This is a genomic window from Streptomyces sp. NPDC090798 (genome assembly GCF_044768965.1).
Lineage (GTDB): Bacteria > Actinomycetota > Actinomycetes > Streptomycetales > Streptomycetaceae > Streptomyces.
The window spans coordinates 327,045-350,623 of the sequence record NZ_JBIVXA010000003.1 but is presented as its reverse complement, the minus strand read 5'-3'; the positions used below and the strand labels follow the sequence as shown (position 1 = coordinate 350,623).

General features: G+C 71.0%; 21 protein-coding genes. 4 read left to right on the top strand and 17 right to left on the bottom strand.

Features of this window, described 5'->3' with window-relative positions; genetic code table 11:
• Positions 1 to 53: 53 nt before the first annotated feature.
• The 8 genes from cobA to ACIQTP_RS09070 form a co-directional block, all read right to left on the bottom strand.
• Positions 54 to 1,298: a uroporphyrinogen-III C-methyltransferase gene (gene cobA / locus ACIQTP_RS09105; protein ID WP_403397795.1), complete on the bottom strand. Its 1,245-nt coding sequence runs from the start codon at positions 1,296 to 1,298 to the stop codon at positions 54 to 56.
• 203 nt (positions 1,299 to 1,501) lie between these two features.
• The gene (gene cobT, locus ACIQTP_RS09100; protein ID WP_403397793.1) at positions 1,502 to 5,323 is read right to left on the bottom strand and encodes a nicotinate-nucleotide--dimethylbenzimidazole phosphoribosyltransferase; all 3,822 of its coding nucleotides are present in this window, start codon (positions 5,321 to 5,323) and stop codon (positions 1,502 to 1,504) included.
• A 345-nt stretch (positions 5,324 to 5,668) separates the two neighbouring features.
• Positions 5,669 to 6,880: a precorrin-6y C5,15-methyltransferase (decarboxylating) subunit CbiE gene (cbiE, locus tag ACIQTP_RS09095; protein WP_402051817.1), complete on the bottom strand. Its 1,212-nt coding sequence runs from the start codon at positions 6,878 to 6,880 to the stop codon at positions 5,669 to 5,671.
• Positions 6,881 to 7,055: 175 nt separating this feature from the next.
• Complete coding sequence (locus tag ACIQTP_RS09090) at positions 7,056 to 7,694, bottom strand: GNAT family N-acetyltransferase (protein ID WP_403397791.1); 639 nt, start codon at positions 7,692 to 7,694, stop codon at positions 7,056 to 7,058.
• A gap of 164 nt (positions 7,695 to 7,858) precedes the next feature.
• Positions 7,859 to 8,689 carry a MetQ/NlpA family ABC transporter substrate-binding protein gene (locus ACIQTP_RS09085; protein ID WP_403397788.1) on the bottom strand — a complete coding sequence of 277 codons (831 nt, stop codon included), beginning with the start codon at positions 8,687 to 8,689 and terminating at the stop codon, positions 7,859 to 7,861.
• 99 nt (positions 8,690 to 8,788) lie between these two features.
• Positions 8,789 to 9,526: a methionine ABC transporter permease gene (locus tag ACIQTP_RS09080; RefSeq protein ID WP_403397785.1), complete on the bottom strand. Its 738-nt coding sequence runs from the start codon at positions 9,524 to 9,526 to the stop codon at positions 8,789 to 8,791.
• Positions 9,523 to 10,557, bottom strand: coding sequence for a methionine ABC transporter ATP-binding protein (locus tag ACIQTP_RS09075; RefSeq protein ID WP_403397783.1), 1,035 nt, complete (start codon positions 10,555 to 10,557; stop codon positions 9,523 to 9,525). The genes ACIQTP_RS09080 and ACIQTP_RS09075 overlap by 4 nt, the downstream gene beginning before the upstream one ends.
• Before the next feature lie 375 nt (positions 10,558 to 10,932).
• On the bottom strand, positions 10,933 to 11,580 hold the full coding sequence (locus tag ACIQTP_RS09070; protein ID WP_168490075.1) for an HAD family hydrolase: 648 nt from the start codon (positions 11,578 to 11,580) through the stop codon (positions 10,933 to 10,935).
• A gap of 69 nt (positions 11,581 to 11,649) precedes the next feature.
• Here ACIQTP_RS09070 and ACIQTP_RS09065 point away from each other — a divergent pair, with 69 nt between their 5' ends.
• Positions 11,650 to 12,009 carry a hypothetical protein gene (locus ACIQTP_RS09065; RefSeq protein WP_101406199.1) on the top strand — a complete coding sequence of 120 codons (360 nt, stop codon included), beginning with the start codon at positions 11,650 to 11,652 and terminating at the stop codon, positions 12,007 to 12,009.
• 1 nt (position 12,010) lies between these two features.
• On the top strand, positions 12,011 to 12,484 hold the full coding sequence (locus ACIQTP_RS09060) for a hypothetical protein (protein ID WP_403397781.1): 474 nt from the start codon (positions 12,011 to 12,013) through the stop codon (positions 12,482 to 12,484).
• A gap of 38 nt (positions 12,485 to 12,522) precedes the next feature.
• Here ACIQTP_RS09060 and ACIQTP_RS09055 read toward each other — a convergent pair whose 3' ends face one another.
• The 4 genes from ACIQTP_RS09055 to ACIQTP_RS09040 all read right to left on the bottom strand — a co-directional run bounded on the left by ACIQTP_RS09055 (position 12,523) and on the right by ACIQTP_RS09040 (position 15,282).
• Positions 12,523 to 13,026: a GNAT family N-acetyltransferase gene (locus ACIQTP_RS09055; RefSeq protein WP_403397779.1), complete on the bottom strand. Its 504-nt coding sequence runs from the start codon at positions 13,024 to 13,026 to the stop codon at positions 12,523 to 12,525.
• Positions 13,027 to 13,071: 45 nt separating this feature from the next.
• Positions 13,072 to 13,578 (bottom strand): sigma-70 family RNA polymerase sigma factor, encoded by a 507-nt coding sequence (locus ACIQTP_RS09050; RefSeq protein ID WP_403397776.1) that lies wholly within the window; start codon positions 13,576 to 13,578, stop codon positions 13,072 to 13,074.
• A 73-nt stretch (positions 13,579 to 13,651) separates the two neighbouring features.
• On the bottom strand, positions 13,652 to 14,854 hold the full coding sequence (locus tag ACIQTP_RS09045; RefSeq protein WP_403397774.1) for a glycerophosphodiester phosphodiesterase: 1,203 nt from the start codon (positions 14,852 to 14,854) through the stop codon (positions 13,652 to 13,654).
• Positions 14,855 to 15,051: 197 nt separating this feature from the next.
• Positions 15,052 to 15,282 carry a hypothetical protein gene (locus tag ACIQTP_RS09040; protein WP_403397772.1) on the bottom strand — a complete coding sequence of 77 codons (231 nt, stop codon included), beginning with the start codon at positions 15,280 to 15,282 and terminating at the stop codon, positions 15,052 to 15,054.
• 276 nt (positions 15,283 to 15,558) lie between these two features.
• On the opposite strand from ACIQTP_RS09040, the gene ACIQTP_RS09035 reads away from it, so the two are divergent.
• Positions 15,559 to 16,230, top strand: coding sequence for a 1-acyl-sn-glycerol-3-phosphate acyltransferase (locus ACIQTP_RS09035; RefSeq protein WP_054230621.1), 672 nt, complete (start codon positions 15,559 to 15,561; stop codon positions 16,228 to 16,230).
• Between the two features lie 98 nt (positions 16,231 to 16,328).
• Here ACIQTP_RS09035 and ACIQTP_RS09030 read toward each other — a convergent pair whose 3' ends face one another.
• The 5 genes from ACIQTP_RS09030 to ACIQTP_RS09010 form a co-directional block, all read right to left on the bottom strand.
• Complete coding sequence (locus tag ACIQTP_RS09030) at positions 16,329 to 17,852, bottom strand: MFS transporter (RefSeq protein ID WP_403397770.1); 1,524 nt, start codon at positions 17,850 to 17,852, stop codon at positions 16,329 to 16,331.
• 2 nt (positions 17,853 to 17,854) lie between these two features.
• Entirely contained in the window at positions 17,855 to 18,400 is a 546-nt protein-coding gene (locus ACIQTP_RS09025) for a TetR/AcrR family transcriptional regulator (protein WP_403397767.1), read from the bottom strand.
• A 107-nt stretch (positions 18,401 to 18,507) separates the two neighbouring features.
• Positions 18,508 to 19,479: an aldo/keto reductase gene (locus ACIQTP_RS09020; protein WP_403397765.1), complete on the bottom strand. Its 972-nt coding sequence runs from the start codon at positions 19,477 to 19,479 to the stop codon at positions 18,508 to 18,510.
• 161 nt (positions 19,480 to 19,640) lie between these two features.
• Positions 19,641 to 21,074: an argininosuccinate lyase gene (argH, locus tag ACIQTP_RS09015; RefSeq protein WP_403397763.1), complete on the bottom strand. Its 1,434-nt coding sequence runs from the start codon at positions 21,072 to 21,074 to the stop codon at positions 19,641 to 19,643.
• Between the two features lie 121 nt (positions 21,075 to 21,195).
• A complete protein-coding gene (locus tag ACIQTP_RS09010) occupies positions 21,196 to 22,389 on the bottom strand; it encodes an argininosuccinate synthase (protein ID WP_403397761.1) in 1,194 nt (397 codons plus the stop codon).
• Between the two features lie 308 nt (positions 22,390 to 22,697).
• Here ACIQTP_RS09010 and ACIQTP_RS09005 point away from each other — a divergent pair, with 308 nt between their 5' ends.
• Positions 22,698 to 23,564: a hypothetical protein gene (locus ACIQTP_RS09005; protein WP_403397759.1), complete on the top strand. Its 867-nt coding sequence runs from the start codon at positions 22,698 to 22,700 to the stop codon at positions 23,562 to 23,564.
• Positions 23,565 to 23,579 lie beyond the last annotated feature (15 nt).

The following is a 23,579-nucleotide window of genomic DNA, read 5'->3' as shown; positions in this document are numbered from 1 at the left end:
GCCTTGTCCTGGGTGCGGTGCCAACGGCTGGGCACGGGTTGGGTTACCGGTGGTTACTTGGAAGCGTTCAGCGGGCTGCGCGCGCCCACGTTCACGACCTCGCCGATGACGATCACCGCCGGGGGCTTCACGTCCTCGGTGCGTACGGTCTCGGCGACCGTGGCCAGGGTGGCGTCGACGCGGCGCTGGGCGGCGGTCGTGCCCTCCTGGACCAGGGCGACCGGGGTGTCGGCCGGCTTGCCGTGCGCGATCAGGGTCTCGGCGATCCTGCCGATCTTGTCGACGCCCATGAGGACGACGAGCGTGCCGCGGAGTCGGGCGAGGGCCGGCCAGTCGACGAGGGATCGCTCGTCGTCAGGGGCGACATGGCCGCTGACCACGGTGAACTCATGTGCGACACCCCGGTGGGTGACCGGGATCCCGGCCGCACCCGGCACCGAGATCGAACTGGAGATGCCGGGGACGACCGTGCAGGCGATGCCCGCCTCGGCGAGCGCCTGCGCCTCCTCCATGCCGCGGCCGAAGACGAACGGGTCGCCACCCTTGAGCCGGACGACCGACTTGCCCTGCCTCGCGTGCTCGATGAGCGCGTGGTTGATGGCCTCCTGGGCCATGTACCGGCCGTAGGGGATCTTCGCCGCGTCGATCACCTCGACGTGCGGCGGGAGTTCGGCGAGCAGGTCGCGCGGGCCCAGGCGGTCGGCGATGACCACGTCGGCCTCGGCGAGCAGTCGGCGGCCGCGGACCGTGATCAGGTCGGGGTCGCCGGGGCCGCCGCCGACCAGAGCGACACCCGGGGTGCGGGTGCGGTGGTGGGGCGCCACGAGCGTGCCGTCGCGCAGACCCTCGACCACCGCGTCACGGATCGCGGCGGTGTGACGGGGGTCGCGGCCCTTGGCGTTCGTGGTGAGCACGGCGACCGTGACGCCCTCGCTGTGGCCGGTGGCCGGGGTCCAGGCGGTCGCCGCGTCGGCGTCGTCGGAGCGGACGCACCAGACGCGGTGGCGCTCCGCCTCGGCGGAGGCGTCCGTGTTCGCCTGCCGGTCACTGGTCGCGATCAGGGCGTACCAGGCGTCGGCGAGGTCGCCGTCCTCGTAAGGGCGCTTCGTCCAGGTGATCTCGCCCGCGTCCGCCATCGCCTCGACGGAGGGGGTGGCCTCGGGCGACACGAGGTGGATGTCCGCACCTGACGCGATGAGCGCCGGGAGGCGGCGCTGGGCGACCTGGCCGCCGCCGAGGACGACTACGCGGCGGCCGGTGAGGCGGAGGCCTACGGGGTAGGCGGGGTGTTCGGCCATGGAGGTGCGGCTCCTCGTACGGGGCCGCTGCGCTCGGCTGGAGCGGCCTTGACGTGCTGTTTTGCGTGCGGGTCCACGATACGGCGGGGGCGGGAGGGGCTCCTTCCCCAAGCCCGCCCCGTCCCGGCAGCGACACGGTGCGGCTCCGCCGCGTGGGGGGGGCTGCTGCGCCCCCGCCCCCCACGAGCGGGTGCGTTGTCGCTCTACTTCTCGGTGACCCCTGCGGAGTCGAACGTCGCCACCTCGTGCATCGCCCTCGCCGCGCTCTGGACCACCGGCAGGGCCAGCAGGGCGCCCGTGCCCTCGCCGAGGCGCAGGTCCAGGTCGACCAGGGGGCGCAGGCCCAGCTTGTTCAGGGCGGCGACGTGGCCGGGCTCGGCGCTGCGGTGGCCCGCGATGCAGGCCGCGAGGACCTCGGGGGCGATGGCGCGGGCCACGAGGGCGGCGGCGCCTGCGCTGACGCCGTCCAGGATCACCGGCGTACGCAGGGAGGCGCCGCCGAGGAGCAGGCCGACCATGGCGGCGTGTTCGAGGCCGCCGATCGCGGCGAGGACGCCGATGGGGTCGGCCGGGTCCGGCTGGTGGAGTTCGATGGCGCGGCGTACGACCTCGGTCTTACGGGCGAGGGTCTCGTCGTTGATGCCGGTGCCGCGGCCCGTCACCTCGGACGGGTCGGTGTCGGTGAAGACGGAGATCAGGGCCGCCGACGCCGTCGTGTTGGCGATGCCCATCTCGCCGGTCAGCAGGGCCTTGTTGCCGGCCGCCACGAGGTCGCGGGCCGTCTCGATGCCCACCTCGATGGCGGCCGTGACCTCTTCGCGGGTCATCGCGGGGCCGGTCGTCATGTCGGCGGTGCCCGCGCGGACCTTGCGCGGGAGGAGCCCCGGGGTCGCGGGGAGGTCGGAGGCGACGCCCACGTCGATGACGCAGACCTCGGCGCCCACCTGGTTGGCGAAGGCGTTGCAGACCGCGCCGCCGCCCAGGAAGTTGGCCACCATCTGGCCGGTGACCTCCTGCGGCCAGGGGGTGACGCCCTGGGCGTGCACGCCGTGGTCGCCCGCGAAGATCGCGACGGCGGCGGGCTCCGGGATCGGCGGCGGGCACATCCGGGACAGGCCGGACAGCTGTGCGGAGATGATCTCCAGCATGCCGAGCGCGCCCGCGGGCTTGGTCATCCGCTTCTGGCGCTCCCACGCCTCACCGAGCGCCTTGGCGTCCAGCGGGCGGATGTTGGAGACCGTCTCGGCGAGCAGGTCGTGCGGCTCCTCGCCGGGCAGCGCGCGACGGCCGTACGTCTCCTCGTGCACGACCCAGGACAGCGGGCGGCGCTTGGACCAGCCGGCCTGCATCAGCTCGGGCTCCTCGGGGAACTCGTCGACATAGCCGACGCAGAGGTACGCCACCACGTCCAGGTGCTCGGGCAGACCGAGGGCGCGGACCATCTCGCGCTCGTCGAAGAAGCTGACCCAGCCGACGCCGAGCCCCTCGGCGCGGGCCGCGAGCCACAGGTTCTGGACCGCGAGCGCGGAGGAGTACGGGGCCATCTGGGGCTGGGTGTGCCGGCCCAGGGTGTGACGGCCGCCGCGGGTCGGGTCGGCGGTGACGACGATGTTCACCGGGGTGTCGAGGATGGCCTCGATCTTCAGTTCCTTGAACTGCTTCGCCCGCCCCTTGGGCAGCGACTTGGCGTACGCCTCGCGCTGACGGGCGGCCAGCTCGTGCATCGTGCGCCGGGTCTCGGCGGAGCGGATGACGACGAAGTCCCAGGGCTGGGAGTGGCCCACGGACGGCGCGGTGTGCGCGGCCTCCAGGACCCGCAGCAGCACGTCGTGCGGGATCGGGTCGCTGCGGAAGCCGTTGCGGATGTCGCGGCGCTCGCGCATCACGCGCAGCACGGCCTCGCGCTCGGCATCGTCGTAGCCGGGGGCCGCCGGGCCGGTGGACTCTCGTACGTCTTCCACTGCGGCCGTGCTCTCTTCCTGGTCGGCGACCTGGGTGTCCAGGTCGTCCGCTTGCTGTGCGACTACTACGGGCTCCGGGTCCGCCTCGAACGGCTCCGGTACGGGGGGTGTCTCGGCTTCGGCCGCGCGGGGCGCGGGAACCGGGGCGACGGGCTCCGCCTCGGCGAGAGGGGCGAGGGGAGCCTCCTGGCTCTCCGCCGCCGCTTCCACCATCGCCGGGGGCTCTTCGACCGGGGGCCGCTCCTCCGTGGGCAGCGGCGGCACGGTCATGGCGTGCGGCGGGGTCGGAGCCAGGTGCGGGGTCGTCGGCACCGTGCCCTCGACGGGCACGAACTGGCCGAGGGGCTGGTCCGCGGCGGAGTCCAGGGGGGCGCCCTGGAATCCGGGGGCGCCTGCCGTGTCGCCGGGGTGGTGCTCGCCGTGCGACTGGTTCGTGGCCGCCTGAGGCGCCTGTGCGTGGGCGGCGACGCCGACCGGAACACCGGCACCGGCCTCGGCGAACGCGGCGTGAGCCTCGGCGGGGGCCGCGAACTGCGCGGCCTGGACCGGGAAGGCCTCGACGCCGGGGACCGCCTGTCCGTACGAGTCGTCCGCGGCGTGCGCCACCTGCGCCTGCGCCTCGGCGGCGGCGTGGGCGGCGGCGTGGGCGGCGGACACCACGAGGGGCTCCGGGGCGAACTCGGGCTGCGCGGCCTGCGCGGCCTGCGCGAGGGACGCGGGCTCCGCACCGGTGTCTGCCAACTGGACCACGGGTTCCGGGGTGTGGACACCGGCTTCCGGGAAGTGGGCAGCGTGGGCCGTGAACTGGGGCGCCTGGTCCACCGCGTGGGCGGCGGCCTCGGCGAGGTGGGTGGCCTGGTCGGCGAGTTGGGGGGCCTGTTCGGTGGCCTGCGGCTCGGCCGCGGGCGTCGACTGCGGGTCCTGCGCGGGCTGGAGCACCCGCTCGGTCGCCAAGGACTCCCCCGGCTCGGAAACCTGTGCCGGGGTGTCGACAAGGTGCCCGGCGGTGTCGTCCACGGTCGGCGCCACGTGCGGGAGGTCCTGGGCGACCGGGAAGGGCGTCGCCGCGGGAGTCGCCTCCGGGGCCTCGGAGGCCGGGAAACCGTCCGGCACGGGCGCGGCCTCAAGGCTCGGCTCGGACCCGAAGCCCGGCGCGGCCTCAAGGCTCGGCTCGGACCCGAAGCCCGGCTCGGTCTCAAGGCCCGACTCGGCCTCAGAGCCCGGCTCGGCCTCGGGGCTCGGCGCGACCTCCACGGCCTGCTGGACGAAGTGGCCCTCCGACGGCTCGGGCGTGTGGGCGGCCTCCGGGGCCTGGGGCACCTGCGCGAGTCCCTGAGCCTCGACCACCTCCGCAACCTGGGGAACCGGGGCGAATTCCGCGGGCTCGACGGCCTCCGCGACCGGCGCCGCCTCCGGCACCGTCACCGCCTCGGCGATCACTCCGGCCTCCGGGCCCTGGACGGCCGACGGGACGACCGTTTCTGCAGCCGTCCCCTCGGGACCCACCGGCGGCGCTCCCCACGGCACCGCGCCCTGCGGCGGGATCTCGGAGAGCTGCGGTACGTCGAGGTACTCGGGACCGGTCGTCGGGGGGCCCGCGTGCCGTACCGGAGTTGGGGGAGTCACGGGGTTCATCGGGGTGGCCACGGGCGCGGCGGCGGGGCCGCGGTCGGCGAGCGAGCGCACCGGGCTCGCGGAGCCGTCCGGAGTCGGCGGGCCGAGGTGCAGCGGGCGGCGCGGCGCCGTCGGCTGCGGGGCGGCCGCGGGGCCGGGTACGCGGACGCCACTGAGGTCGAGCGAACCGCTGTCCCGGCCGGCCGTCTCGTGCGGACCCGGCTCATGGACGATCGGCTGTTCCTGGACGAGGGGCTGCGGGGGCGGGGGAGCCACCTCGTTGCCCCACGCTCCCTGTGCGCCCGGCATGAGAAGCAGGTCGTCGTCCTCGGCGGGGTTCTCGGAGGGTTCGAGGTAGGTGTACGCGCCCGGGGCGGGGACGCCCGGCTGCTCCACCATGCCTGCGTTCTCCGGCAGTCCCTCGCCCGGGACCTGGCCGGTGTCGGTCATGCGTACCCCTCGCCCATCGGTTAGTGCTTCCAAGTCCTGCTCGCCCGGAACGGCGCACCGACCGCCCCGCAGTGAAGAACGAGCGTGCGTGCCCAGCGGCACGAACGACCGGCCAACAAAGACGACAAAGCCATTAACGGGCATTGTCCCGGTCGTCCGACCCTCGCGACAGCTTGATCCGCGACGGCCCGCTGTGGACTGCGCCACGTTGCGCGTCCTCAGGTTCTGCCGTACCACACACGCCTCAAAACGGGCGCGTTTTCCGGACATTGGCCTACGAAAGGCCGATCGCCCTGGAGCGGTACAACGATCGGCCAGCCTACCGCGCGCGGTACGACAACAGGATCACGGGTTGCGATCGGGCAGACGGCCCGTGAGCAGGAACGCGACGCTCCGCTCGGTCTCCGTCCAGGCCCTTGTGTCGAGTTCGACGGACTGGATGAGGGCGCATTCGACCTGATATCCGTGCTCGGTCAGATCGCGGCCCACGAGTTCGGCCGCGTCACGGGTCGCCGCGTGCGTCACGATGCGCTGCGGGCGCCGGTCGGCGACGGCCGAGACGACCTGTACTCCTCCGCCGCCGACACGTACGACATCGGGTTCGGGAAGGTTCTCCAGGACGTGCGGCGCGGTGCCGTGCACGATCTGCATCTGGACGCCGAAGCGGCGGGCGGCGTCCTCGGTGCGGGCGCAGGAGCCGGGGTTGCGATCGACGGCGATGACCGCCGCGCCGGTGCGCGCCGCCTCGGTGGCGAAGGCGCCGCTGCCGCAGCCGATGTCCCACACGAGGTCTCCGACCCGCGGGCCCAGCCGGGCGAGTTGGGCGGCGCGCAGCAGATCCGTTTCGCCTTCGCCCAGTGCGCCGCCGTACGCCTGGGCGGGCAGCGCCCAGCCGCGCGGTCCGGTGCCCGGGTCGCGTCCGGCGATCCAGCCGCCGTCCTCGGCCGCGGCCACGAAGCCGCCGATGACGATGACGACGTTGGGGTCGCGCCAGGTGTGGTCGGCGGCCTTGTCGGAGGTGAGGATGGTGACCCGCTCGCTCGCGGTGCCGAGTTCCTCGCAGATGACGAAGGTGCGGTGGACTCCTTCGAGGAGCAGGCCGAGTTCGGCGGGGCCGGCGCCGGGCGAGGTGAGGACGGCGACCTTGGTGTGGGCGCGGCAGACGTTCACCGCGCGGCGCAGGGTGCGGCGGTGTGCCACGACCACCTGTGCGTCGTCCCAGGGCATGCCGGCGCGGGCGAAGGCTGCGGCGACCGAGGAGACGGCGGGCACGACTTCGACCTCCAGGCCGAACTCGGGGGCGCGCAGGGTGCGTACGACTCCGAAGAAGCCGGGGTCGCCGTCGGCGAGGACGACGGCGCTGCCGCGGTGGCCCGCGATGCGGCGGGCGGCGAGGGAGACGCTGCCGAGGCGGATGCGTTCGGCGGCCCGGGGTACCTCGGGGAGCGTCAGGTGGTGCGCCGCTCCTGCCACCAGGGTGGCCGCGCCGAGCGCGGAGCGCGCCGCGGCGGTCAAGGGCGAGCCGTCCCAGCCGATCACCGTGACCCGGTCGGCCATCGTCGTCAGTCTCCAGAGGGTTTTCGCAGGTAGTCGGTGGGCAGCCCGCGGGCGGGCTCCGTGAGGGTACCTGGTGTCGCTGGGTGCGGTCGCGCAGGACTCTGCCGGGTGGGAGCGGTTCTTCCGAACGCGGTGCGGGACGTTCCCCGGATTCCGCGCGGGCCATCCCGCCGGTTCAGTTCCAGTCGGAGAACGACGTGAAACCACCCGTGTCGGCGAGCTCGTCGCCGACTCCGTCGAGGTCCTCCGGGAGGAGGCTCCAGACGATGAAGTCGGTGCGCACGTCCACCCAGCGGCCGTCCTCGGTGCGGGTGTGCGCTATACAGGCGTTGCGCAGAACGCCCTCGCTGATGCAGCCGATCTTCTGGGCGACCTGCTGGGAGGCGGTGTTGTCGGCCGCCGTGCGCAGTTCGATGCGCTCGAACTTCTGGTCACGGAAGAGCCATCGGGCGGTGGCGAGCGCCGCCTCGGACGCGTAGCCCTCGCCGCGGGCCCAGGGGGCGATGACGTACGACAGTTCGGTGGAGCGCACATGCCAGTTGGTCTTGGCGAGTTGCACGATGCCGACCAGGCGCTGGGTGAGGAACTCGGTGACGGCGAGGTCGAGTCCCCGGCCCGCCGTGCGTTCGGTGGGCGCGTACTGGGTGATCCAGGTGCGGGCCGCGTCCTCGGTGTAGGGCTGGGGCACGTCGGTCCAGGCCCCGACCTGCTCGTCGTTCATCATCGCGGCCAGGGAGGGGACGTCGTCCTCGTCGAGCGCACGCAGGACCAACCGCTCCGTGCTGATGGAGATGTCGGGGAAGGTGCTGGTCATGCGCCGCTCCGTAACCGTCGGGGACGTCGGGCCCTCGGATCCTTCGGGCCCGCTGAACTGCCCAGCATGCAGCATGAGGCCACCGAACTGCACCACGGGGTCCACTCCGAGTGATGGAGTGGACCCCGTACGGTGACCCGACCGGAACGACGGGACGACCGAAACTAGAACGACGGGATGACCGAACCGGCGTACTTGTCCTCGATAAACTTCTTGACCTCGGGCGAGGTGAGGAGCTTGGCGAGCTTCTTGACCCGCGGGTCGCTCTCGTTGCCCTTCTTGACGGCCAGGAAGTTGCCGTAGGGGTTGTTCGTCGCGGACTCCAGGAAGAGCGCGTCCTTGGCCGGCTTGAGGCCGGAGGAGATGGCGTAGTTGCCGTTGATCACCGCGGCGTCGACGTCGTCCAGGGAGCGCGGGGTCTGGGCCGCCTCCAGCTCCTTGAACTTGAGGTTCTTCGGGTTCTTCGCGATGTCCTGGGTGGTCGCGCTGTTGCCCGCGCCGTCCTTGAGCGTGATGAGCCCCTTGGAGGCGAGCAGCTTGAGCGCCCGTGCCTCGTTGACCGTGTCGTTCGGGACGGCGACCGTCGCACCGCTCTTGAGCTCGTCGGTCTTCTTGATCTTGTGGGAGTAGAGACCGAGCGGTTCCAGGTGGACCGTGACGACGGGCACGATGTGGGTGCCGTTCTTCTTGTTGAAGTCGTCGAGGTAGGGCTGGTTCTGGAAGTAGTTGGCGCCGACGGACCCGTCCTCGGTCGCCGTGTTCGGCGTGACGTAGTCCGTGAACTCCTTGACCTGCAGGTCGAGGCCGGCCTTCTTCGCCAGGTTGTCCTTGATGTAGTCGAGGATCTCGGCGTGCGGGGTGGGGCTCGCGGCGACGACCAGCGGACCGCTGGTGTCGGAGGCGCCGCTGCTCTTGTCCGAGCCGCAGGCGGAGAGGCCGAGGGTGAGGGCTCCGGCGGCGAGGACGGCGGTGGTGATCTTGGCGGTGTTACGCACGAAAAGTGCCTTTCCTTAAGGGTGGAGCAACCCCGTGGTGGGTGGTCACGGGGAAATCTGCGGGTGGGGTGAGAACCGGAGGGGGGTGTTCGGGCGGTCTCAGGTGACTTGGCCGACCTCCGCGGTGGCGGGCTCCTTGGCCTTCAGGAGCCGAAGCTTCGGGGCGGCGCCGGACTGGCCGCCACGCCGGTGCAGGGTGCGGGCCGCGTAGTCGCCGGCGAACTGGATGAGGGAGATGACGACCGCGAGGATCGCCACGGTGATCCACATCAGTCCGGTCTCGAAGCGCTGGTAGCCGTAGCGGATGGCGATGTCGCCGAGCCCGCCGGCGCCGACGGTGCCGGCCATCGCGGAGTAGCCGATGAGGGCGACGATCGTGGTGGTCGCGGAGGAGATCAGCGACGGCAGCGACTCCGGTACGAGCACCTTGCGCACGACGGTCCAGGTGTTGCCGCCCATCGACTGCACGGCCTCGACGAGACCGCCGTCCACTTCGCGGACCGCCGTCTCGACCAGGCGCGCGAAGAACGGGATCGCGCCGACGGCGAGCGGCACGATCGCCGCCTCGCGTCCGATGGTCGTTCCCGTGATCGTGCGCGTGAAGTTCATCAGCGCGACCATCAGGATGATGAACGGCAGCGAGCGGGCGATGTTCACGACCTGCCCGATGACCTTGTTCACGACGACGTTCTGCAGCAGTCCGCCGCGGTCGGTCAGGACGAGCAGGACACCGAGCGGCAGACCGCCGACGATCGCGATCAGCGTGGACCAGCCGACCATGTAGAGCGTGTCCCAACACGCCTGGGACAGCAGGGGCTGCATCTCCGACCAGGTCACTTGGCACCGTCCTTCACGAGTACGGGCTGCTGGCCCCGGATGTCGATCTGCAGGCCCTGCTCGCGCAGGAATCCGATCGGCACGACGTTCTCCTCGTAGCGGCCGGGCAGTTCGATGCGCATCCGGCCGACCTGCTTGCCGGCGACGGTGTCCATCGCGGCGCCGAGGATCGAGATGTCGATGTTGTACGTGCGCGAGAGCTGCGAGATGACGGGCTGGGTGGCGGCCTCGCCGTGGAAGGTGACGTCGATGACGGTGCGGTCGTCGCCGGACGGCTCGCCGCTCACCGGGAAGAGCGCCCCGGCGAGTTCGGAGCCGGGGGTCGCGAGCAGCTCGCTGACGGTGCCGGACTCGACGATGCGGCCCTTCTCCATGAGCGCGGCCGAGTCGCAGATCGTCTTGACGACGTCCATCTCGTGGGTGATGAGCAGGACGGTCAGGCCCAGCTGCCGGTTCAGGTCGCGCAGCAGCTGGAGGATGGAGCGGGTGGTCTCGGGGTCGAGGGCGCTGGTGGCCTCGTCGGAGAGCAGCACCTTGGGGTCGCCGGCCAGGGCGCGGGCGATGCCGACGCGCTGCTTCTGGCCGCCGGAGAGCTGGGCGGGGTAGGCCTTGGCCTTGTCGGAGAGACCGACCAGGTCGAGCAGCCCGAGCGCCTTGGAGGATCGTTCCTTCCCCGACAGGCCAAGGATTTCGAGCGGCAGCTCGACGTTGTCCTGCACCGTGCGCGAAGACAGCAGGTTGAAGTGCTGGAAGACCATGCCGATACGGCTGCGGGCCTGGCGGAGCTCCTTGCCCGCGCGCGGGCCGCGGCCGGCGAGCGCGGTGAGGTCCTGTCCGGCGACGGTGACCGTGCCGGCGGTGGGACGCTCCAGGAGGTTGACGCAGCGGATGAGGGAGGACTTGCCGGCGCCGGACTGGCCGATGACGCCGTACACCTCGCCTTCGCGGACGTGCAGATCGACGCCGTCGAGGGCGGTCACTTCACGGCCGCGCGAGCGGTAGACCTTGGTGAGGCCCGTTGTCGTGATCACTGGGGGTTTCCGTCACTGTCGAGTGCGGGGCGCGGGTGTGCGCCGGCACGGGTGCATTCGGTCGGGAACGCGACACGGTTCTCGCGGTGGCGATGGAACCGGATGAATCCGGGGGAGAACATGCGCGCGGGGCGGCGCCGCTCACGTACGGGGTACGGACAGGGCGCGGCGGTCTCGCTTCGGGGCGCGAGACGGGGCGGTGGTGCGGGGGCCCTCTAGAAGGCGCACATTCGACACATACAACGAGCACCGGGCGTCATGGTCGCCTCGGTCGCAAGGATGCGGCTGCTCGTCGTGGTCATGGGATCAAGTAAAGCAGACGTACAGGCGGGACCCAGCACCGCTGTCCGCATTGCGGACAGCGGTGGACACTTCTCAGCCGCGGGTGGAGATCTCCACTCCCCCGCCGGTGACCAGTGCGGACAGGGCCGAGAGGTCCTTCACCACGAGGTCCGCGTCCAGCTCGGACGCCTCGTGGGTTGTGGCCAATGCCACGGTGGTCATCCCGGCGGCGCGACCTGCCTGCAGTCCCGCCGGGGCGTCCTCGAAGACGACGCAGCGGGCCGGGTCGACGCCCAGTTCACGGGCGGCGAGGAGGTAGGGCTCGGGGTCGGGCTTGCCGCGGGTGATGTCGTCGGCGGAGATCAGCGTCTTGGGCCGGATACCGACCTCGGCGAGCCGGGCCTCGGCCAGTCGCCGGGTGGCGGAGGTGACGACGGCCCAGCGGTCGGCGGGCAGCGAGTCGAGGAACGCGGCGGTGCCGGGGAGCAGGACGACGCCGCCGGGGACGTCCTCGACCTCCAGCAGTTCGATGCGCGCGAGCGCCTCGGGGACGAGGTCGGCGGGGAGCAGGTCGGCGGCTATCTCGACGGCGGGGCGGCCGTGCAGTTCGATCCGGGCGAAGTCCTCCGCGGTGATCCCGTACTCGCGCGCCCATCGCGTCCAGCACCGGTTCACCGACTCGAGGGATGAGACGAGCGTCCCGTCGTTGTCGAACAGCAGGGCATCAGCGTGGATCTTCATGCTCTCGACCCTACGGGGCAGCCCGGGGGCGAGGGCGTCGGGCCTTTTGGCCCGTAATAGGGTCACGGCATGCTTGATGCCCTGACGGTCGCGACCGCCGTCGCCGCGCTCGCGCTCGCCGCCTGGTGCGGCTGGGCCGCCTACCGTGATCAGCCCACCAAGGACTGGCACTTCATCGGCATGGCCGTGGTGACGCTGCTCGCCCTGATCCAGCTGGTGGTCGGAATCGTCCAGCTGGCGCGCGGCGAGAAGCCCGACCAGGGCACGACGATCTTCGTGGCGTATCTGCTCGGTGCCTTCGCGTGCATTCCGGCCGCGGGCTTCATGTCGCTGGCGGAGCGCACCCGCTGGGGATCGATCACGGTGGCGGCCGGCGGTGTCGTCCTCGCCGTACTGGAGGTGCGGCTCTATGACATCTGGGGAGGCTGAGATGACGGCCACGGAGGAGAACGGGACCGATCCTCAGGAGAATCAGGGGAGTCGGCAGAACCCGGAGAAGAAGCGCACCCGGCTGATCAGCGGCCCCGGCATGCTGCTGCTCTGGCTGTACGGCGTGATGGTCGTCGGCGCCGTGTCGCGCTCCGCCGTCCAGATCTCGACGGAGTTCGGCAAGGCCCCGCTCGCCTACTCGCTGTCGGCGGTCGCGGGCCTCGTCTACGGCTTCATCACGTACTCACTCGTGCGCGGCGGAGAGACGGCCCGCAGGGCGGCGCTGGTGTGCTGCGCCGCCGAGCTCGCGGGCGTACTGACCGTCGGGACCTGGACGCTGGTCGAGCCGTCCGCCTTCCCCGACACCACCGTGTGGTCTGACTACGGGATCGGCTATCTGTTCATCCCCGTGCTGCTGCCGCTGTCGGCCATGTACTGGTTGCGCAAGGCGCGGACGGCCGACCGGTCGGCGTAGCTCGGGCCCGGAGCACGGGCCCGGAACACGGGGGCTGGTCAGGCGCTGGTCACGAACGCGCCCGCGTCGGCGCCCTTCTGCAGGGTCACCAGGGTGAGCCGCTCGTCGACGCGCTCCGTGGAGACCTGCGCGTAGCCGTGCTTGCGGTACATCCGCAGGTTGCGGTCGCTGCGGTGGCCGGTGAAGAGCTGGAAGGACTTGGCCGCGCCGTCCGTGGCGAGCTTGGCCTCGATCGCGGCGAGCAGCCGCCCGCCCAGGCCGTGGCGCTGCATTCGCGGGTGGACGATGAGCTTGTTGATACGGGCCGTGCCGTCCGGGTCCACGGCCCCGCGGACCGAGGCCACCACCTCTTCGCCCAGCCTGGCCACCAGGACCGTACCGCCCGCCAACTCCGCCCTGAGGGAGTCGAGCGGCTGCGTGAGCGGCTCGATGCCGTAGTCCCCGTACAGCTCGGCCTCGCTCTGGTAGCAGAGGTACTGCAGCTTGAGGATCTGCTCTGCGTCCTGCTCGGTCGCCGCCGAGATGGTCACGCTCATGCCCATGTGTGCATGCCTCCCGCTCACCTGTTCCGCCTGTCTCCCCCACTCCTATCCCCGTGGTTCGCGGGCCGCAACCACCGGGGAGAGCAATCGACGCAGACATCCCAGGCATCTGGAACGTTCCGGACCCAGACTGCCCTGTGAGATACCCAACTCGCCTGCGATCTCCCGATAGGTGAGGTCCTTCGGGGAGAGCAGTGCCGCCATCAGGCCGGGGCAGCGGCCCGGCAGCCGCCGGACCGCGTCGTGCAGGGCGCGCCGGCTGTCGGCGGTCATCACCTGCTGTTCGGGGTCCGGCCCGCTCTCGTCGGCGGGTTCGCGGACGTACGGCCGTTCATACCGGGCCGTACGGCGGGTGCGGCGGACCTCGGAGCGCACGGCGCGGCGCAGCCAGCCCTGCGGATCGACGGGCGGCCCGTCCGATTCGAGGCGCTCCAGGAGGCGCAGCCAGACGGCCTGTTCGAGGTCGCCGGGTTCGGTCCCGGACGCGAAGCCCTCCGCCGAGGCCTCGGCGGCGAGCAGCGGACGCAGGGTGGAAACCATGTCGTGGGTCATATGCGGCGGGACGCCGCCGCCCCGGCACGGGGTTGCCGGGGCGGGCGACTGTCACCCCATCGGGGTGAGTGGATCATCCGTTGACGAAGTCCTCGCGGGCGAGCAGCGCGGTGTCCGCGTTGTCCGAGAAGACGCCGTCGATGCCCGTGGCGAAGTAGGTCTTGAAGGCACCGAAGGCGTCGCCGTAGGCGTTCGGGTCGGTGCCCTGCCGGAAGTTCGCGGGCAGGAAGGTGTTCTCGTTGCGCATGGTGTACGGGTGCAGGATCAGGCCCGCGCGGTGCGCGTCGGCGACCAGCGTGGTCGGCGTGGTGAGGGCGCCGTTCGCGTCCTTGAGGATGACGAGGTCGAGCGTGGGGCCGATGCCCTGCGCGTACGAGGCGATCCACTTCAGGCCCTCGGGCTTGACGAGGTCGGCGACGGTGCGCGGGTCGCCTGCCGTGACGAAGTCCCAGGGGCGGGTGTTCGCGGCGGAGAGCAGCACGACGAGCGGGTTGTCGACCAGCTTGTCCAGGCGCTGGATGCTGGTCGGCTCGAAGGACTGGATGATGACCGGCGAGTTCTTCTTGTCCTTGCCGTGCTTGCGGAGCACGTTGGCGAGGCGCTCCTCCAGGCCGAGGCCCAGCGCCCGGAAGTAGGTGGGGTGCTTGGTCTCGGGGTAGATCCAGACCTGCTTGCCGCGCTTGCGGGTCTGCTCGTCCTGCCAGTGGAGCACCTCTTCGAAGGTGGGGATCTCCCAGCGGCCGTTGTAGAGCGTGTTGTGCGGGCGGTTGGCGGGGATGCGCTCGACGGCCCGCAGGGTCTTCAGCTCGGCGAGGGTGAAGTCCTCGGTGAACCAGCCCGTGGTGGGGACGCCGTCGAGGGTCTTGGTGGTCTTGCGGTCGGCGAACTCGGGGTGCGCCGACACGTCGGTGGTGCCGCCGATCTCCGGCTCGTGCCGGCAGACGAGGTGGCCGTCCTTGGTGGGCACCAGGTCACCGGCCTCGACGACGTCGGCGCCCAGGTCGAGGGCCAGCTGGTACGAGCCGAACGTGTGCTCGGGCCGGTAGCCGCTGGCGCCCCGGTGCCCGATGACGGTCGGCTTCGGCAAGCTCTTGTAGCCGCCGCGGTGCCCGCCGCTCCCGTGCCGCTCGTCGGCTCTCGCGGCGCCCGGCAGTCCGAGGACCGCTCCGCCCGCGCCGAGCACCGCGGCCCCGAGCAGCGCGCGTCGCGCCGTGCCCCGGTCCTGCCCGTTCGGCTCCCGCGACTCCGGTGTCCCCTGCGTCCCCTGCGTCCCCATGAGCGCTCCTCCCGCCGTACCGCCCCGTGCCTGTCAAAGCGGGTCGATCGTAGGTTCCCTTCCGTGACGGGAGGGAGACCTGTGGCGGAACACGTGGGTTCCGCTGGATGACGTACGGAACGGTCGTACGGAGCACGGGGGCTGGCGATCCGTCAGTTTCGGGGTGACGGCCGTGGGTACGCGGTCTGCGTACGCGGTCAGAGGTTCCCGACTCCGGGGTCCCGGTCCCGGGCGGCGCTGACGGCCCCGGAGTCGCTGACATGCCGGGCCGCGTGGGCGCTGCGGCGGGCGTCGCGCAGGCCCCTGGTCGCCCGCGCCTCGATCCGCGCCGAGTCGGGGCTGTCATAGACGCGGCGGCGGTCCCTGCGGATCAGGACCACTGCGGCACTCCCGACGATCAGGACCAAGGCGGCGAGCGTCACGATCATGTATCCCACGATCCCCCGTTCAATCCGTTCGACCCGGGCAAGGCGTGCGACCCGGTCAACCTGTGCGACTCGTTCGGCGTGGCGGCCGGGGCAGCCGCGAGATTCGTCACATGCTTCCGTCCGTGTGACGAACGCGCAACAGGCCGCCACCTCAGGTAAACATTGGTCAACAGTCCGTATCCAGTCGGTGAACCCGATGTGCAATCACCGGGGGGCCACGAGTATCGTCCTCACCTGCACATACTTCATACCGATCCCTTGACACCGGAGGGCCCGTTGTCCCGCTTCGCGCTCATCAAGGCAGTGCTCGGACCGATCATGCGCCTGATGTTCCGCCCACGGGTGGAAGGCGTGGAGCACATCCCGGGCGACGGTCCGGTCATCCTGGCCGGCAACCACCTCACGTTCATCGACTCGATGATCCTGCCCCTGGTCTGCGACCGGCAGGTGCTCTTCATCGGCAAGGACGAGTACGTCACCGGCAAAGGGTTCAAGGGCCGCCTCATGGCCTGGTTCTTCACCGGCGTCGGCATGATCCCGGTGGACCGGGACGGCGCCAACGGCGGTGTCGCGGCGCTGATGACGGGCCGTCGCATCCTGGAGGAGGGCAAGGTCTTCGGCATCTACCCGGAGGGCACCCGCTCCCCCGACGGCCGGCTCTACCGCGGCCGCACCGGTATCGCCCGCCTCACCCTGATGACCGGCGCCCCGGTCGTCCCGTTCGCGATGATCGGCACGGACAAGCTGCAGCCCGGCGGTGCGGGGATGCCGCGGCCGGGCCGCGTCACGGTCCGCTTCGGTGAGGCGATGGAGTTCTCGCGGTACGAAGGCATGGACCGTGACCGGTATGTGCTGCGGGCCGTGACCGACTCCGTGATGACCGAGGTCATGCGGTTGTCCGGACAGGAGTACGTGGACATGTACGCCACGAAGGCCAAGGCCGCGTAGTACCTCCGGCGGTTCGGCCGTGTCTCGGGTGCGTCTCGGGTGCGGGTGTGTTGTGGCTGGTCGCGCAGTTCCTCGCGCCCCTGAGGGGGCGCGCCCCCTCAGGCCCCGTTTTCCAGTTTCTGGCCCTTCAGCAGGAACCATGCCGCCGCCGCTGTGGCGAGCAGTACCGCCGCTCCGATGCCTGACGCCAGTGCCAGGCCGTCCACGAAGGATGTGCGCGCCGCTGTCAGCAGGGCCTGCGAGGTGTGGGTCGGCAGGGTTGCCGCCGCCTCCACCGCGCCGCCCAGGGACTCGTGGGCCCCGGCCGGGGTGCCCGCGGGGCCGGTGAAGCCCGCGTAGACGCCGGTGACGATGGAGCCGAGCAGGGCGATACCGAGGGCGGCGCCGAGTTCGTACGCCGTCTCGGAGACCGCGGACGCGGCGCCGGCCTGCTCCTTGGGCACGCTGGAGAGGATCACGTCGGCGGTGACGGTGAACGAGAATCCCGCGCCGACGCCGACGATCAGAAGCGCCGAGCCGAGCACCGAGTACCCGGTGGACTGGTTCAACAGGGTGAGCACGCCGAGCGCGAGGCCCACGGCGGCAAGACCACCGGAGACCACGGCGCGGACCGAGTAGCGGCGCGCGACCGAGCCCGCGATCAGACCCGCTCCCACCGCACCGATGGCGGCGGGCAGTTCGGCGAGCCCCGCCTGGAACGGCGGCCTGCCCTGGACGAGTTGCAGGTACTGGGACAGGAAGAAGACCAGTCCGGACAGGCCGAAGACGGTCAGCAGATCGGCGAGCACCGCCGCCGAGAAGCCCCGGTTGCGGAACAACCGCATGTCCAGCAGCGGTACGGGCATCGCGAGTTGACGGCGTACGAAGCCGTAGAGGGCCCCGGCGCCGAGCACGCCGACGGCCATCGGCTCCCAGGTGATCCCGTGCGTGGCGGCCTCCTTCACCGCGTAGACGATGCCGATCATGCCGACGAGGGAGAGCACGACGCTGGCCAGGTCCCAGGGGCCGGGGTTCGGGTTGCGGGACTCGGGCAGCAGCTTGATGCCGACGGGGACGAGGATCAGCATCACGGGCACGTTGATGAGGAAGACCGAACCCCACCAGAAGTGTTCGAGCAGGAAGCCACCGACGACGGGCCCGACCGCCGTACCGGCGGAAGCCGTGGCGCCCCAGATGCCGATGGCGAGGCTGCGCTCGCGCGGGTCGTGGAAGAGGTTGCGGATGAGGGCGAGCGTGGCCGGCATCAGGGTCGCGCCCGCGACTCCGAGCAGCGCCCGCGCCAGGATCATCATCTCCGGGGTCGTCGCGTACGCGTTGAGCACCGATATCGCGCCGAACACCGTGGCACCCATCAGCAGCAGCTTCTTGCGGCCGATGCGGTCGCCGAGGCTGCCCATGGAGACGAGCAGACCGGCGATGACGAACGAGTAGACGTCACCGATCCACAGAAGCTGGGTGCCGGAGGGCTTCAGGTCCTCGCTGATGTAAGGGGTCGCGAGACCGAGCACGGTCGCGTCGACGGCCACCAACAGCACGGCGAGGACGAGGACGCAGAGCGCGAGCCAACGGCCCTGACGCTTCTCCACCTCCGCCATGCAAGCCGGCTGCAGGGTGCTGGTCATGATCACTCTCTCCGTAGTGCGCCGCCGAGCAGCAGCTCGACGATCATGTAGTGGAAGTCCCTGGCGGCGACGCGGCCCTCGGTCACGGCCCACGCGCCCGAGGCCATCAGCCCGTAGAGCGCCTCGGTGAGCCAGGCGGGGCTGAGGTCGATGCGGAACTCGCCGCCTTCCTGGCCGCGCCGGAACAGGGCGGCCATCCGGGCATCGAGCCGGGCCCAGCCCTCGTTCTGCCCCTCGCCCTCGAACAGCTGGTTCTCGGTGTAGAGGAAGGCGAGCAGCCCGGCCACCCGTTCGAGCTCCTTCACCAGGCGGCGCAGGGCCTCCTGAGCGGCGCCCTCGTCGAGGCGGGCTGCCTCAAGCGCCGCCTCGCACTCCTCGATGCCGAGGGCTTCCAGCGCCCGGACGAGCGCGTCCCGTCCGGCGAACTGGCGATGCAGCGTGGCCCGGCTGATCCCGGCCGCCCTGGCGACCTCGTCCATGGTGGCGGTGGATTTGCGGGTGAGCAGGGCGGCTGCGCTGCGCAGCACGTGGTCACGGTCGACGGCCATGAGACAACTGTACTCCATGTGAGACATCTTTGTCTCATCAGGAGCGTACGAGTCTCACCCGCGTCCCGTTTCGTCAGCTTTTGCGGTGTCTGAACCTTCCGCCCTGGTCAGTGCCAGGGCAGCTGCCCGCGCCGCTCCCAGTACACGTACGGGTCCTCCGCGAGCGTCGCGAGGCGGCCCAGCTGGTCCTCGTCCAGGTCGACGACCGCCGCGTGCAGGTTCGAGGCGAGCTGGGCGGAGGTGGCCGCACCCGAGAGGACGACTCCGGCCCAGGGCTGCCGCAGGATCAGCGCGAGGGCGACGGCGTCCGCGCCGAGGCCCGTCTCCTCGGCGATCGCCCGTACCGCTTCCGGGGCGTGCTCGGCGGCCAGGCGGCCGTTGGCCATGCCCTCCTTGACGATCACCGCGAGCCCGGCGTCGCGCGCCTCGGCGAGGGCGGGAGCCGCCGAGGTCTCCAGGACGTTGTACGTGGACTGGACGGTACGGAAGAGGGGCTCGCCGTCGACCGTCACGGCGAGCGCGGCGCGGATGGCGTCCGCCTGGGCGGGCCCGCTCGTGGAGAAACCGATCGAAAGGCCCTGGGCGGCCGCCTCGGCGAGTTTCGCGTGGAGTTCCTTGTCGGTGAGGGCCGGGCTGTCCGGGGTCACCGAGTGGATCTGGTAGAGGTCGAGCCGGTCACCGAGCAACGCGGCGGTCTCGGCGCGCTGTCGCTCGTACGTGGCGAGGGTATGGTCCTTGACCTCGTGCTTCTCGGCGTCGGTGGTCCAGTCCGCGGTGTACGTGTAGCCCCACTTGCTGCCGATGACCACGTCGTCGACGTCCGGCCGGCTCTTCAGCCAGTCGGCGAGGAACTCCTCCGAACGGCCGTAGGAGCGGGCCGCGTCGAAGTAGCGCACGCCCTGGGCGTAGGCGGCGTCGAGGAGTTCATGGGTGCGGGCGCGCAGCGTTTCGACGCTGCGGTTCTCTCCGAGGTCATGGTCTCGGCCGAGGTTGATGTACCCCGGGCGGCCGACGGCGGCGAGGCCCAGGCCGATGTGACAGGTGGGCGTCGTGGCGGTCTCGAGACGGGCGAAGGGCATCGCGGGCTCCGTTCGGTCGGCTCCGGTGCGGCTCCTGACCAACGTAACCCGCGATGACCTTCGGCTCCCGCCTCAGGGCTCGGTGCGTACGGTGCTTCGGCGAGTGCGCGTTCGTCGTGGCTTGTCGCGCAGCTCCCCGCGCCCCTTTGGGGGCGCTCTTCTTACCGCTTCTTCTTGGCCGTGGCCCACGCGTGCTGGGCCGCCACGTCCGACTTCACCTCGGCGAGCTGGATGGCGACCGCGCTGGGTGCCGTACCGCCTCGGCCGTCGCGGGAGGCGAGGGCACCCGGGACGTTCAGGACGGAGCGCACCTCGGGGGTGAGATGGGCGGAGATCTTCGCGAACTGCTCGTCGGTGAGGTCGTTCAGCTCCTTGCCGTCGGCCTCGGCGACCTTGACGCACTCGCCGGCGACCTCGTGGGCGACGCGGAACGGCACGCCCTGCTTGACCAGCCACTCGGCGATGTCCGTGGCGAGCGAGAAGCCGGCCGGGGCCAGTTCCTCCATGCGCTCGCGGTGCACGGTCAGGGTGGCCATCATGCCGGTGAAGGCCGGGAGCAGGACCTCGAGCTGGTCGATGGAGTCGAAGACCGGCTCCTTGTCCTCCTGGAGGTCGCGGTTGTACGCGAGCGGAAGCGCCTTGAGCGTCGCCATCAGGCCCGTCAGGTTGCCGATCAGACGGCCCGACTTGCCGCGCGCCAGCTCGGCGATGTCCGGGTTCTTCTTCTGCGGCATGATCGACGAGCCGGTGGAGAAGGCGTCGTGCAGGGTGACGAAGGAGAACTCCTTCGTGTTCCAGATGATGATCTCCTCGGCGATCCGGGAGAGGTTCACGCCGATCATCGCGGTGATGAAGGCGAACTCCGCCACGAAGTCACGGGAGGCCGTGCCGTCGATCGAGTTCGCGACGGAACCGTGCTCGAACCCGAGGTCCCTCGCCACCGACTCCGGGTCCAGGCCGAGGCTGCTGCCCGCGAGCGCGCCGGAGCCGTACGGCGAGACCGCCGTCCGCTCGTCCCACTGGCGCAGCCGCTCCGCGTCCCGGGACAGCGGCTGGACGTGAGCCAGGACATGGTGGGCGAAGAGCACCGGCTGGGCGTGCTGGAGGTGCGTACGGCCGGGCATCGCCACGTCCGGGTGCGCCTCCGCGAGGCCGATCAGCGCGTCCTGGAGGTCGGCGATCAGACCGCCGATCGTACGGGCGTGGTCGCGCAGGCACATGCGGAAGAGCGTCGCGACCTGGTCGTTGCGGGAGCGACCCGCGCGCAGCTTGCCGCCGAGGTCGGGGCCGAGGCGCTCCAGCAGCCCGCGTTCCAGGGCCGTGTGCACGTCCTCGTCGGCGATGGTGCCCACGAAGGAGCCGTCCGCGACGTCGGCTTCGAGCTGGTCGAGGCCCGCGAGCATCCGCGTCAGCTCGTCGTCGTCAAGGAGGTTCGCCTTGTGCAGCACGCGCGCGTGGGCGCGCGATCCGGCGATGTCGTACGGCGCGAGCCGCCAGTCGAAGTGGACGGACGCGGACAGCTTGGCCAGCGCCTCGGCGGGACCGTCGGCGAAACGGCCGCCCCAGAGCCGGACGTCACCGCTGTTGCTGCTCACTTGCGTTGCTCCTCGGAAGGTCTGGATGTGCCGCCGCCTCCCCACCCTTGAGTGAGGAGGCGGCTGTCAGGCTAATGCGTGTGGAGTGAACCTCGTCGAACGCGAGCCGCCGCGCGAGCCGTTACGCCAGGTCCCGCTTCGCGGCGATCTTCGACGACAGGCTGTAGATGTCGATGAAGCCCTTGGCGGCGGCCTGGTCGAAGGTGTCGCCCGTGTCGTACGTCGCCAGGTCGAAGTCGTAGAGCGAGGTCTCGGAGCGCCGTCCGGTGACGACCGCGCGGCCGCCGTGCAGGGTCATCCGGATGTCGCCGTTGACGTGCTGGTTGGCCTCGTCGATGAAGCCGTCCAGGGCGCGCTTGAGCGGGGAGAACCACTGGCCGTCGTAGACCAGTTCGCCCCAGCGCTGCTCCACCTGCCGCTTGTAGCGGGCGAGTTCACGCTCGACGGTGACGTTCTCCAGCTCCTGGTGGGCCGTGATGAGCGCGATCGCGCCCGGGGCCTCGTACACCTCGCGGGACTTGATGCCCACGAGCCGGTCCTCGACCATGTCGATCCGGCCGATGCCCTGGGCGCCGGCGCGCTCGTTGAGCTGCTGGATGGCCTGCAGGACGGTGACGGGCCTGCCGTCGACGGCGACCGGGACGCCCTCCTTGAAGGAGATGACGACCTCGTCGGCCTCGCGGGCCTCGGCCGGGTTCGAGGTGTACTCGTAGATGTCCTCGATCGGCGCGTTCCAGATGTCCTCCAGGAAGCCCGTCTCGACCGCGCGCCCGAAGACGTTCTGGTCGATGGAGTAGGGGGACTTCTTGGTGGTGGCGATCGGGAGGTTCTTCTGCTCGCAGAAGGCGATCGCCTTGTCACGGGTCATCGCGTAGTCGCGGACCGGGGCGATGCACTTGAGGTCGGGGGCGAGGGCGACGATGCCGGCCTCGAACCGCACCTGGTCGTTGCCCTTGCCGGTGCAGCCGTGGGCGACCGTGGTGGCGCCGTGCTTGTGGGCGGCGGCGACGAGGTGCTTGACGATGGTCGGCCGGGAGAGGGCCGACACCAGCGGATAGCGGTCCATGTAGAGGGCGTTGGCCTTGATCGCCGGGAGGCAGTACTCCTCGGCGAACTCGTCCTTGGCGTCCGCGACCTCGGCCTCGACGGCACCGCAGGCGAGCGCGCGCTTGCGGATGACGTCCAGGTCCTCGCCGCCCTGACCGACGTCGACCGCGACGGCGATGACCTCGGCGCCCGTCTCCTCGGCGATCCAGCCGATGGCGACGGAGGTGTCCAGACCGCCCGAGTAGGCGAGTACGACGCGCTCGGTCACGGGTTTCTCCTCACACTGCATATCGCTGTTATGCATGAGTATGCAGTACTCCGCATGATTCGTCAATCTCGGTCACCCTCGAGGGGTCATGGAGAACCCTGATCGAAAATGTCCGAGGGTGTTTGAACGATGGAACGCGCTTTCTCGTACCTCTCTCCGAACGCAGGCGCCGCGTTTTTGTACACCGAGGTGTTCGTACACCGAGGTTTGTGCCGCCGAGGTCTTCGCAGACCGAGGCGCGACGAGCAACGGACCGCCCGGACGACCACCGGACGGTCCCCCACCCCCGAACCGAGTGAGGCTTCCGCATGTCCAGGGCCCTTCCGAAGTACAACAAGCGCCGCGTCCTGATGATCGGCGGCACCGCCGCGGTGGTGCTCTCCGGAGCGGTGATCGCCGGCAACGCCTTGGCCGGGGAGACGTCCAAGAGCGGCACGAACGCCACCACCAAGGCCGCGACCTCCCCGGGCACCGTGAACTGCCCGGCCGTCGCGCCGAGCCTGCCCGCGATCCCCGCCTCGGCGCAGGCCGAGGTCACCCGCAACCTCACCCTGCTGGACACCCAGATCGCCGAGGCCGACAAGCGGCTCGTCGACACCGTCGGCCAGGGCGGCCCCAACTTCGTGCAGAACGCGATCCTCGGCCCCCTCAAGGACAAGCGGGTGGCGACGATCAACCGCATCGCCACCGCGATCGGCCGCACCGCGGCCAAGCCCACGGGTCTCGACTCGCTCGCGCCCTGCACGCTGAACGCGAACGGCGTGAACGCGGGCGGCGCCGCGGCCACCGCGGCCCCGAGCGCGACGGCCACCCAGCAGGCCGGCAACACGGGGAACAACGGAAACACGGGGAACGCGGGCAACACCGGCAGCACCAGCGCCGCCGGCACCATCACCTGCCCGGACGTCGCCTCGAAGCTGCCCGCGATCCCCGCCTCCGCGCAGGCCGAGGTCACCCGCAACCTGACACTCCTGAACACTCAGATCACCGAGGCGAACACCCGACTGGCGAACACCGTCGGCCAGGGCGGACCGAACTTCGTGCAGAACGCGATCCTCGGCCCCCTCGCGGACAAGCGGAAGTCGACCATCGACCGCATCGCCATCTCCATCGGCCGCACCGCGGCCAAGCCCACGGGTCTGGACTCCCTCGCGACCTGCACGCTCAACAAGTGACGTCTTCCGTGGCCG